The following is a 10,460-nucleotide window of genomic DNA, read 5'->3' on the forward strand; positions in this document are numbered from 1 at the left end:
ACGCCGCCTTGATTGTTTCTATTTTATCCTATTTGGTCGATTTTGTACAGTAGAATTTTGCAAATTTGGCAGGATTCTGTAATTCCGCCAAATCTCAGGTTTTCGCTTTGTGCATTTTTACCAGTTTATTTTCAACATCATTGTAGATTGACAACAAAACTTTGTTTTATTGTGCCTCATACCGCAATTTTAATTCCTGACAATATACGGAAGCCGTCGCGTCTTCTGCCGGGTCATAAATTGCCTCTACCCCTACCGGTCGCCACCCCATACGACGATACAGCGCCAGTGCCCGGGTGTTGGTATCCAGCACCGTCAGAGTGGGATGGGGATGTTCTGCCAACTTCTTGCGGGCAAAATCCAGCATCTTGGTACCGATGCCCCTTCCCTGCGCCGCTTCTGTTACAAACAGATGGCTGATTTGGCCGGTTTTGTGGCACACCCCCACCATACCGTCGGCCACACCCTTGGTAAAATGCAGGTAGAAGGCCCAACCAGCTTCTTTTTCTTTGCCGAGTTCTTCCCGGCAATGTTCCGGCGTGAGGGTATCCAGATACAGCGGCGTACAGACCGCTTCACAGACGGCATATCGTCCCTCGGCAAACAGGTTGGCCGCTGCCGCCCAGTGTTCCTCCGTCTTGACCAACCGCATATTTTCGCCCCGTTTCCATTTGGGCAATTCCGTCATGGGGTGGGTGTCGCACCATCGCTCATACAAATCGGGGCGGCGCAAGCGGGTCCGGGTGCGGCTTTGGGCACCACGCCAAGCATCGATTTTTTGGTGGTCCCCGGTCAGCAGCCCCGAGGGGACCGCCCGCCCCTCCCACACTTCGGGGCGGGTATACTGGGGGTATTCCAACAGACCGTCCCAGTAGCTCTCGTCCTGATAGCCTTTTTCCTCGGCCAATACACCGGGTTGCAGCCGCAGCACGCTGTCCGCCACCACCAGACTGGCCAATTCACCGCCGGTCAGCACATAGTCCCCGATGGAGATTTCTTCATCCCCAAAGGCATCAATCACCCGTTGGTCGATGCCCTCATAGTGGCCGCAAACCAGCGTGACAGCGTCATATTGGGCCAACTGTTTGGCGGTTTCCTCATTGTAAGGCTGCCCGGCCGCCGTCAAAAAGACCACATGCGGCTTTTCCCTTCCCTGTTCAGCGCACTGACGCTGCACCGCCCGCAGGCAGTCCGCGATGGGTTGGGCATACAACACCATGCCGCAGCCGCCGCCATAGGGATAGTCATCGGTCTGTTTTTGCTTGTTGGTGGTGTAGTCCCGAATCTGGTGGCAATGGGCTTCAAACAGATTTTTGGCGCGAGCACGCCCCAAGATGCTGGCAGAGAGAAAGCTGTCGCACAGTTCAGGAAAAAGCGTCACAATATCAATGCGCATGGCTTACTCCTTGTCGCCGTTGACGGCCTCGGTAAACATACCGTCGATGGGCGTGACCGTGATGGTACGGGTATCCAGATCAATGGACTGCACAAATTCCGGGACTGCCGGCAGCATATGCGTGTTCCCTGCCTCGTCGGTGACCGTGTAAATATCCTGTGCCGCCGGACGATCCACCGCGGTCAAAGTACCATATTCCCGACCGGTGTGGGCATCCACCACACGGCAGCCCAGCAAATCATCAATAAAGTACCGGCCTTTGGGCAGGCGGGCGTCCGCTTTGGCAAAATAATAGGTACGCCCCACTTGCGCCCGGGCCGCATCCATATCTTCTACGCCGTCCAAACGCAGCAAAATCATATTGCCCTGCGCCCGTACACCGCGTACTGCACATTCCCCGGTGCCGTCTGCGTGGGCAAACAGCCGCTTAAATTTGGACAAAAAAGCCGCGCCGTCACATAGGGGCAACGCTTTCATCTCTCCCCGCACCCCATGGGTGGAGACAATCTTGCAGGCAGGCAGATAGTTTTGCATCGTCGTTTCCTTCCGTTCCCGTAAATATTCCGGCCAACTGCCGGGTAAGCATACAAAAAAGCACTCTGCCAAAATGGCAAAGTGCTTTTGGCTTTTAGTCGATCTCCACGATGACTTTTTCACCCTGACGGACCGCAGCGGCACGCATGACAACGCGAATCGCCTTGGCGATGCGTCCCTGCTTGCCGATGACCCGGCCCATATCGGCCTCGGCCACTTTCAGGTGATAGACAACGGTGCCGTCCTCACGCATGGGGTCAACAGTCACCTGCACGGCCTCCTTGTCTTCGACAAGGCCGCGGGCAACGGCTACTAAGAGTTCCTGCATGTGGCGTTCCCTCCCTTAAAATCAGTGAAACAGCAGATTACAGAACGGCAGCCTTCTTCAGCAGCTCACGAACGGTATCGGTGGGCTGAGCGCCATTGGCCAACCACTGCTTAGCCTTGTCGGCATCGATGCTGACAACGCTGGGCTCCTTGGTGGGATCGTAGTAGCCGATCTCCTCGATGAAGCGGCCATCACGGGCAAAACGGCTGTCAGCGACAACCACACGGTAGAAAGGAGCCTTCTTGGCGCCCATACGGCGCAGACGAATCTTAACCATTGTAAATTCCTCCAAATAGTTGTTTACGGCCCTTGTGGGGCGAATTTTATATTGTACATCCCGTGGGCCGTATAGCCGTGCGGGTCATACCAAAGTGTTTTTTAGCGGCCAAATCCTTTGAAACCGCCCATGCCGCCCAGATTACCCAAACTGCGCATAAAGCCTTTGGGATTGCGGCGCATCTTTTTCATTACCTTCTGCATCATCTCGTACTGACGCAGCAGCTTGTTCACATCTTCCACCGTCTGTCCGGACCCTGCCGCAATGCGACGCTTCCGTTTGGGATTGATGATCTCGGGCTTTGCCCGCTCTGCCGGTGTCATGGAATAGATGATCGCCTCAATATGGGGCAGCATTTTTTCGTCCAACGCGTCGGAATCGATTTGGTTTCCGCCGGGCATCATGGCCAACAGCGCCGACGCACCACCCATCTTCTTCACCTGCTGGAACTGGGCCAACAGGTCGTTCATGTCGAACTTATTTTCCATCATCCGCCGGGCAGCGGCTTCGGCTTCCTTATCGTTCTGGACGCTCTGCGCCTTTTCAATCAGGGAAAGCACATCTCCCATGCCGAGGATGCGGCTGGACATCCGAGAGGGATAGAAAGGTTCCAGATCTTCCAGCTTTTCGCCGGTACCCTGAAAATAGATAGGTTTACCGGTAACTGCCAGCACCGAGAGCGCTGCACCGCCACGGGTATCACCGTCGGTCTTGGTCAGCACCACGCCGGTAATACCAATCTTCTCGTTGAAGGTTTTGGCCACGTTGACAGCTTCCTGACCAGCCATGGCGTCCACGACCAGCAGGGTTTCGTCCACCTCAACAGCTTCTTTGATGCGAACCAGCTCGTCCATCAGCGCATCGTCGATCTGCAAACGGCCGGCGGTATCGAGAATCACGATATCGTTGCCGTGGTCCCGGGCATGAGCCATCGCCTTCTGGGCGATGATCTCAGGCTTTTCGGTCCCCATGGTAAAGACGGGCACGCCCGCTTGTTCCCCCACGATCTGCAACTGCTGGATGGCCGCAGGACGGTAAACGTCGCAGGCAACCAACAGCGGTCGGCGGCCCTGACTGCGGTAAAACTTGCCCAGCTTAGCGGCATGGGTGGTTTTACCATTACCTTGCAGACCACACATCATCAGGACCGTCTGGCCCTTGTTCTTGATGCGCAGGTACTGGGGCTCGTCGCCCCCCATCAGCTTGGTAAGTTCCTCGTTGACGATCTTGACGACCTGCTGGGCGGGAGTCAAGCTTTCCATGACTTCCTGCCCCATGGCACGTTCCGAAACCTGTGCGCAGAAATCTTTGGCAACTTTGTAGTTAACGTCCGCTTCCAGCAGCGCCATCCGCACTTCGCGCATGGCCGCCTTGATGTCGGCCTCGTTCAGTTTGCCTTTGCCGCGCAGCTTTTTGAATACGCCGTTGAGGCGCTCTGTCAATGATTCAAAGGCCATCGGGTTCCTCCTGCGTATCCAGCCGTTCCAAAATTTGCAGCATCTCGTCGGTATCGGTGCGAATCTGGGGCACCGGATTAAACAGCCCCGAGTTGCAGCACCGGATCTCCATAACCAGTTGGCGCAAGCGAGTTAGGTCTTGCTGCGTTGCCGTATGGCGCCGCGCATTGCCCAGCTTTGCTTCCAGCTCATCCAGTGCGGCCTCACCATGTTTGATGGCATCCCGCACCCCCTGCCGAGTGATCCCGAAATTTTCGGCGATCTCGGCCAGAGAGAGATCTTCGTCATAGTATTCTGTCAGAACAAGGCGCTGTTTCTCGGTCAGTACCGGACCGTAGAAGTCCAGCAACACCGAGTAGGCCAGATTTTTTTGCGGTTTGCCCGCCATCTGCCGCGCCCCTTCCTGTGTAACCTGCCATGTAAAGTTTTTTTCTTTACAGGTAGCTTATGCATTATAACAGGGGCCAGCGGGAAAGTCAAGGGGATTTCGCCACTTTTTTACAGATTGCTTAGCGTGCTCTCGTCCCACAAAAAAATTCGAGATTCCTGTGCTTTCAGCGTGCAAAACAAGTCGCTTTATGCTATAATAAAAAATACTCTGTCTGATTGAGAAAGGAGGTGCCCGCCATGCCGATTTTAAAAAGTTACTATCAGGAAGTATACCGCTCCCCGGTGGTTCGGCTGGATGGTTATTCCGGCCGTCACAACTTAAGTTCCAGCATTCTAGCCTATCTGGACTTCGGCGGCGCTACCGGTACCTCCAAGGACGGGCTGGCCGAAACCATGCTGGCCTTTGCCACCGAGCGCGGCACTTTGCAGCCCGGCATGCCGGTGGTGGAAGCTAGTTCCGGCAGTTTCGGTGCGGCGTTGGCCGTTAGCTGTGCCACCACCGGGCACCCCTGCATTTTGGTGGTTCCCAGCAGTCTGCCCATTGCACGGCGCAAACGTCTGCAAGATTTGGGCGCCAAAATCGTGGTTTGCAGCAGCGGCGGGCGCCGTGCTATGGACCGTATTGCCGAAGAAACGGCACAGCGTTACGGCGGGTATTTTACCCATTATTTTTCCAACGATGACAACCCCGAGTATCACCGCCGGGTGACCGGTCCCCAGATTTTGAAAGCCGCCGGAGAATCCATCGATGCCATCGTCATTGGCGTAGGCAGCGGCGGCACCGTCACGGGGGTAGCCGAATACATCAAGGCGTGGAACAGCATGATCCGCATTGTGGCGGTGGAACCTGCCGAATGCGCGGCAATCTCGGGCGGTTTTATCGGGCAGCACGGCATTGCGGGCATTGGCCCCGGCTTTGTGCCGGAAAACTACAACCCCTATGTGGTGGACACCGTATTGACGGTAACCACCGCCGACGCCGAGCGAGCCGCCCGAGAGGTTCTGTTCTTTGACGGAATCCCCGCCTGCACCAGTGCCGGTGCCACACTGGCTGCCGCAGTTCAACTGATGGGCACCGGCAAAGCCAAACGGCCTTTGTGTGTATTTGCCGGACGCAAAATGTACGAATAACTGTTTTGGCAAGGAGGTTCGCCATGCAGAAATCGTTGCTTGTTTTGTCGTTGGTTTTGGCGGCGCTAAGCTGCGGCTGTGCGTCCGCGCCCCAAGCGAGTTCTTCTGTGCCAGAATCTTCCGCCACGCCGGAAACTACCATCACCACAACGCCCGCCCCTGCCGAAAGCTCTACCCTTTCGCTGGAGCCTACCGATTATGCGGTGCTGAAATATGATGAGATCCGGGCCATCCGCCGGGACGCCGCCCCATATTGGGAACAGATGAATGGGTACTACACGATGAGCCAGAACGGCAAATGGGGCCTGATGCGCACCGATGGCACCGAGGTGCTGGCGTGCCAGTCGTCCGTCCCCTTGACCGGATGTGCTTCTGCCGATCTGCGTTGGCATTCCTCTTTAGAATGGGAACAACTGGATGCTTTGACAGCCCAGTTGCAAACCACCGGTGATGGTAGAATGTGCTCCGCCGAACATGACGGCTCCTCCCACTACTGGTACTACGATACCACCACCCACAAAGTTCAGGTGGACGGTGGACTGTTCGGTGGCACTGTACATGATCTGGAAGATTACGACGCACAGCTTGGCGCTTACCTCCCCTGCCGGCTGGGTACGTTTGTCGACGGGCAGGGAGATCCCGATTATTATAGAGTCACAGAGCCTATTACCATTGTATATGCTGATGGCGATGGAACGCTGCTCAACGACCAGACCTATGAAGCGGGCGGCTGTTTTTACGATCAGCCGCTGGCTCCGGCCTGTCAGGCCGGCAAGTGGCTGTATCTGGACCATTCCGGTCAGGCTGTCACCGAGGCGGTTTACGACGCTACCTACGGCGATGAATACGGGTACTACGCCTCGCCCCTGCTGAACGGGTATGCACCGGTCTGCCGGGGAGGCCGATGGGGCTTGTTGGACAGTACCGGAACCGAGGTCCTTCCCTGCACCTACGCAGGAGTTGCTTGGGATGGCGGTTTGCTATGGCTGCAACAGGATGACGGTTGGCACGCCTACACAATTTCCGGCGTAGCCGCCCCCACCCCTGCACCGGACCCTTTGGCCGGGCTGCCCGCCAACATTACTCCGCCGGATATTCAGTATACCGAGCAAGCGGTGGTGCAGTTTCGCACCATCGCCTCCGATAACGTTGTTTTGCGTGCCGGTCCCGGCACCGAGTATGATCGCGTAGGGACGCTGCCGCCTGACACCATGGTGAAAGCACTGGGCGGCAATGAATCGATCTCCAACTGGACATTTGTCTGCTATCAAGATCAGTTTGGCTGGGCCTGTACCGATTATATGTTCCTTACTAACTCTACCTCTTGATCATTTCCCTGCCCGTCCGGGCAGGGATTTTGTGTTATCGGGCATATCCACACTCTTTTTCACATAGGATTTGACAGAAATTCCATGTGAGGGGGTTTGCGGTATGAAAGGTGACCCGGAGGAGCGGGCCGTAGCAGTGGGACGATACATTGTACGCAGCGGCGCCACGGTACGGGCAGCGGCCGCCGTGTTCGGGGTAAGCAAAAGCACCATCTGGAAAGACCAGAGCCGCCTGCGCCATACCCATCCCGGTCTGTGGGCCGAAGTACAGACCGTGGTACAGCGCAACAAGGCCGAGCGGCATCTACGCGGCGGGGAGGCCACCCGCCGCAAATATTTGCGCAAAGAATCTTGCGCCACAGCACGGCGCACAGTATAATAAGGATAAAAAACGAAGGAAAGGCACGCCATGAAACGAACGGATTATATCAGCTGGGACGAATACTTTATGGGCATTGCCCTGCTTTCCGCCATGCGCTCCAAGGACAACAACAGTCAGGTGGGCGCCTGCATTGTAAGCCCCGAAAATAAGATCCTATCGCTGGGGTACAACGGTATGCCCATCGGCTGCAACGACGATGATATGCCGTGGGAACGGGAAGGCGAAGACTTGGAGACCAAATATATGTACGTCTGCCATTCCGAGCTCAACGCCATCCTGAACAGCCCGCACAACGACCTGAGCGGCGCGCGGATGTATGTCACGCTTTTTCCCTGCAACGAATGCGCCAAAGCCATCATTCAGAGCGGTATCAAGGAACTGATCTATCTTTCCGACAAATATCACGACAGCCACGCCAGCATTGCCAGCCGCCAGATGTTCAAGATGACCGGCGTGAAATACCGGGCGTACGAACCTACCGGTCGGGAGATCCGTCTGGATGTGTAAAGGAAAGGAAACGGAATGAATACCATCATCATCGGCATTGCAGGCGGTACCGGCAGCGGCAAGACCACCCTGACCGAACGGCTGCGGGACCATTTCGGCGTCAACGAAGTCAGCGTCATCAACCATGACAGCTACTACAAGCGCCACGACGAACTGCCCTACGAAGAGCGCTGCAAGCTGAACTATGATCACCCCGACAGCTTCGACACTCCGCTGATGGTCGCTCATCTGCGGGAGTTGCGGGCCGGACATCCGGTACAGGTGCCCGTCTACGATTACACCATCCACAACCGCAGCGACAAAACGGTGTTGGTCAAGCCGGCCCCCGTCATCATTGTGGAAGGCATCTTGATCTTTGATTCTCCGGAACTCTGTGACCTAATGGATATGAAGGTCTTTGTAGACACCGACGCCGATGTACGCATCTTGCGGCGCATCGTGCGGGATGTAAAGGAGCGGGGCCGCACGTTGGACAGCGTGGTGGCACAATATCTGACCACCGTCAAACCGATGCACGAACAGTTTGTAGAGCCCAGCAAACGCAAAGCCGACCTGATCGTGCCGGAAGGCGGCCACAATTTGGTTGCCTTGGAATTGCTTATCAAGTGGGTGGCAGATCACCTGCGTGCCAGCGAGCCGTAAAGCTGCCGAACCACATTTTCTTTGCAAAACCAAAAAACACCCTCGTCTGTATCGGTTCCCGATATAGACGAGGGTACTTTTATTCTGTAGGAATGATCACCATTGCATATTGGCCCCGTTCCTGATAACGCTGCGCGAACAGACTGCTGCTGACCTCGGAAAGTTCCAGCATAGGATCATCGAGATAACAGCTTTCTGTATTATAGCCAGTCAGCACCATGCAGTGCGAATTGCTATAAGGCCAGCTTCCATCCGGCAAGAGAAAACTGTCACTGTACCTGGACGATTCAAGCATCCGCGTAGCCCAAACCACCACGGGGGTACCGCTTGCCACCCATTCATACAGCTCCCCTACCGACGCACCACTGATGTCCACCGCGATATACTCCGCTCCGACATCTTCTAAATAGGCATTGACGGCTTCCACCACCGGTCCCGGTTGGCAATAAAAAGATGTATCATCCGCCGGGTCCCCCATAAAGGCCTCGTCCGGGTCAACCGCCCAATGCGGAAACCCCATGGGTAAATATTCATTGGAAAGAGTGACCTTATCCACAGAAAATCTCAGATAATTCAGCGCAATGGTTGCTGACGTAATCTCGCAGCCGTTGGGCAGCTCTGGGTTCTGGGGAATATTTTCTACTTCGAGTTTGGTTTCAAACGGCAGCCAAACATTATCCTTTACGAATCCCTGTGCAAAGAGCAGTTCCGGCCACATTTCATCGTCCGGCAAGACGACATCCATCTCTTCCGAACTGGCCCAGTCCCCCTCGCCGGTGATGCTCAGCGCAGTTTCCCCCGTTGCCACCCCCACTGGAATCTCCGCTGTAACACCGCAGGCCGACAACAGCAGACTAAGTGTTATCACAAAAACAATTTTTGTTTTGACGCCTTTTTTCACATAGATCACACTCGATCTTTTGTTGCTATATACACATTTTATACAGTCGTTATACTTTTAAGATATAACAAGCTTGTGAAAATTGCAAGAAAAAACCGGCAGGAAAACCTGCCGGTTTTTGATGTTTTTGTGAAATGTATTCCTGCGCAGCACCGTTACCAGAGGTTTACAACCTCATTGTACAAGCCTTCATAGCTCTTGGCCGAATTGCTCCAGCTAAAGTCACACTCCATAGCACGGCGAACCAGAATCGGCCAGCCGTCTTTCTGCCAGTAGCCTTCCTTGGCGCGCCAGCAGGCCTCGTACAGCTCATGCGCGTTGTAGTTGGCAAAGGTGAAACCATTGCCGAAGCCATCGCCGGAATCGTGGATGGAATCCCGCAAACCACCGGTTTCACGGACCACCGGAATGGTACCGTACCGGCAAGCTACCATCTGGGCCAAGCCGCAAGGTTCCGAACGGGACGGCATCAGGAAGATGTCGGCACCCGCGTAGATCCGCTGGGCCAGCTTAGCGTTGAAACCAATGTAGACACCCACACGACCGGGGTTCCGGGCGCACAGCTCGTTGAAGAAGTTCTCGTACTGAGCCTCGCCGGAGCCGAGGATGACCAGTTCAATCCCCTGCTGCAGCAGTCCTTCCGCAATGGCACGCACCAGATCCACGCCTTTATGGCCCACCAAACGGGTGACCATCGCCATGACGGGGCTGCCATCCTTATGCAGGTTGAACTCATCCTGCAACGCCGCCTTGCAAACTGCCTTACCGTCTTGGAAGGTATCTGCATCGTAGTTTTTGGCGATATCCGGGTCCGTGGCGGGATTGTAAACATCCACGTCAATGCCGTTCAAGATACCGCAGGTCTTATACTGCTTCTGGCGCAGCAGACCGTCCAAACCATGGCTGAACCACGGGTCCAGAATCTCCTGTGCGTAGGTGGGGCTGACGGTAGTGACCTTATCAGCCGTTTCGATAGCACCCTTCATAAAGTTGGCGCAGCCGTCATATTCCACCACATGGGCATCCCGCGCACCAATACCACAGGTGTCTTCCAGAATGTCCAAACCATACTTGCCCTGATAGGCGATGTTATGGATAGTAAACACCGTCTTGATGCGGTTGAACTTATCCAGATGCCGGTAATACAGGTTCAAGTAGACCGGCGTCAGTGCCGTTTGCCAGTCATT

General features: G+C 55.3%; 13 protein-coding genes. 5 read left to right on the forward strand and 8 right to left on the reverse strand.

The window, feature by feature from the left end; translation table 11 throughout:
* Positions 1 to 166 precede the first annotated feature (166 nt).
* The 6 genes from trmD to Q0526_RS04485 all read right to left on the reverse strand — a co-directional run bounded on the left by trmD (position 167) and on the right by Q0526_RS04485 (position 4,380).
* A complete protein-coding gene (trmD, locus tag Q0526_RS04460) occupies positions 167 to 1,396 on the reverse strand; it encodes a tRNA (guanosine(37)-N1)-methyltransferase TrmD (protein ID WP_298731254.1) in 1,230 nt (409 codons plus the stop codon).
* A 3-nt stretch (positions 1,397 to 1,399) separates the two neighbouring features.
* Complete coding sequence (gene rimM / locus Q0526_RS04465) at positions 1,400 to 1,930, reverse strand: ribosome maturation factor RimM (protein ID WP_298731255.1); 531 nt, start codon at positions 1,928 to 1,930, stop codon at positions 1,400 to 1,402.
* Positions 1,931 to 2,024: 94 nt separating this feature from the next.
* Complete coding sequence (locus Q0526_RS04470) at positions 2,025 to 2,258, reverse strand: KH domain-containing protein (protein WP_294569190.1); 234 nt, start codon at positions 2,256 to 2,258, stop codon at positions 2,025 to 2,027.
* Positions 2,259 to 2,295: 37 nt separating this feature from the next.
* On the reverse strand, positions 2,296 to 2,535 hold the full coding sequence (rpsP, locus tag Q0526_RS04475; RefSeq protein WP_007046751.1) for a 30S ribosomal protein S16: 240 nt from the start codon (positions 2,533 to 2,535) through the stop codon (positions 2,296 to 2,298).
* Positions 2,536 to 2,636: 101 nt separating this feature from the next.
* Positions 2,637 to 3,992, reverse strand: a complete 1,356-nt coding sequence (gene ffh, locus Q0526_RS04480; RefSeq protein WP_298731256.1) for a signal recognition particle protein — start codon at positions 3,990 to 3,992, stop codon at positions 2,637 to 2,639.
* Entirely contained in the window at positions 3,982 to 4,380 is a 399-nt protein-coding gene (locus tag Q0526_RS04485) for a sigma factor-like helix-turn-helix DNA-binding protein (RefSeq protein WP_298731257.1), read from the reverse strand. Before Q0526_RS04485 ends, ffh begins: the two co-directional genes overlap by 11 nt.
* 239 nt (positions 4,381 to 4,619) lie before the next feature.
* On the opposite strand from Q0526_RS04485, the gene Q0526_RS04490 reads away from it, so the two are divergent.
* The 5 genes from Q0526_RS04490 to udk all read left to right on the forward strand — a co-directional run bounded on the left by Q0526_RS04490 (position 4,620) and on the right by udk (position 8,372).
* Positions 4,620 to 5,513 (forward strand): pyridoxal-phosphate dependent enzyme, encoded by an 894-nt coding sequence (locus Q0526_RS04490; RefSeq protein ID WP_298731258.1) that lies wholly within the window; start codon positions 4,620 to 4,622, stop codon positions 5,511 to 5,513.
* Between the two features lie 23 nt (positions 5,514 to 5,536).
* Complete coding sequence (locus Q0526_RS04495) at positions 5,537 to 6,841, forward strand: SH3 domain-containing protein (protein WP_298731259.1); 1,305 nt, start codon at positions 5,537 to 5,539, stop codon at positions 6,839 to 6,841.
* A 103-nt stretch (positions 6,842 to 6,944) separates the two neighbouring features.
* Complete coding sequence (locus tag Q0526_RS04500; protein ID WP_298731260.1) at positions 6,945 to 7,220, forward strand: sporulation transcriptional regulator SpoIIID; 276 nt, start codon at positions 6,945 to 6,947, stop codon at positions 7,218 to 7,220.
* Positions 7,221 to 7,250: 30 nt separating this feature from the next.
* Positions 7,251 to 7,730 carry a dCMP deaminase family protein gene (locus Q0526_RS04505; RefSeq protein ID WP_298731261.1) on the forward strand — a complete coding sequence of 160 codons (480 nt, stop codon included), beginning with the start codon at positions 7,251 to 7,253 and terminating at the stop codon, positions 7,728 to 7,730.
* Between the two features lie 15 nt (positions 7,731 to 7,745).
* Positions 7,746 to 8,372 carry a uridine kinase gene (gene udk / locus Q0526_RS04510; protein WP_298731262.1) on the forward strand — a complete coding sequence of 209 codons (627 nt, stop codon included), beginning with the start codon at positions 7,746 to 7,748 and terminating at the stop codon, positions 8,370 to 8,372.
* A 79-nt stretch (positions 8,373 to 8,451) separates the two neighbouring features.
* Here udk and Q0526_RS04515 read toward each other — a convergent pair whose 3' ends face one another.
* Positions 8,452 to 9,282: a C39 family peptidase gene (locus Q0526_RS04515; RefSeq protein ID WP_298731263.1), complete on the reverse strand. Its 831-nt coding sequence runs from the start codon at positions 9,280 to 9,282 to the stop codon at positions 8,452 to 8,454.
* Between the two features lie 146 nt (positions 9,283 to 9,428).
* The coding region (locus Q0526_RS04520) for a glycogen synthase (protein WP_298731264.1) at positions 9,429 to 10,460 on the reverse strand (1,032 nt) is incomplete at its 5' end.

Source organism: uncultured Subdoligranulum sp., assembly GCF_937890665.1.

Excerpts from the sequence above, each read along its gene's own strand:
- trmD (WP_298731254.1), bottom strand. The coding sequence starts at position 1,396 with ATGCGCATTGATATTGTGACGCTTTTTCCTGAACTGTGCGACAGCTTT.
- rimM (WP_298731255.1), bottom strand. The coding sequence starts at position 1,930 with ATGCAAAACTATCTGCCTGCCTGCAAGATTGTCTCCACCCATGGGGTG.
- Q0526_RS04470 (WP_294569190.1), bottom strand. The coding sequence starts at position 2,258 with ATGCAGGAACTCTTAGTAGCCGTTGCCCGCGGCCTTGTCGAAGACAAG.
- rpsP (WP_007046751.1), bottom strand. The coding sequence starts at position 2,535 with ATGGTTAAGATTCGTCTGCGCCGTATGGGCGCCAAGAAGGCTCCTTTC.
- ffh (WP_298731256.1), bottom strand. The coding sequence starts at position 3,992 with ATGGCCTTTGAATCATTGACAGAGCGCCTCAACGGCGTATTCAAAAAG.
- Q0526_RS04485 (WP_298731257.1), bottom strand. The coding sequence starts at position 4,380 with ATGGCGGGCAAACCGCAAAAAAATCTGGCCTACTCGGTGTTGCTGGAC.
- Q0526_RS04490 (WP_298731258.1), top strand. The coding sequence starts at position 4,620 with ATGCCGATTTTAAAAAGTTACTATCAGGAAGTATACCGCTCCCCGGTG.
- Q0526_RS04495 (WP_298731259.1), top strand. The coding sequence starts at position 5,537 with ATGCAGAAATCGTTGCTTGTTTTGTCGTTGGTTTTGGCGGCGCTAAGC.
- Q0526_RS04500 (WP_298731260.1), top strand. The coding sequence starts at position 6,945 with ATGAAAGGTGACCCGGAGGAGCGGGCCGTAGCAGTGGGACGATACATT.
- Q0526_RS04505 (WP_298731261.1), top strand. The coding sequence starts at position 7,251 with ATGAAACGAACGGATTATATCAGCTGGGACGAATACTTTATGGGCATT.
- udk (WP_298731262.1), top strand. The coding sequence starts at position 7,746 with ATGAATACCATCATCATCGGCATTGCAGGCGGTACCGGCAGCGGCAAG.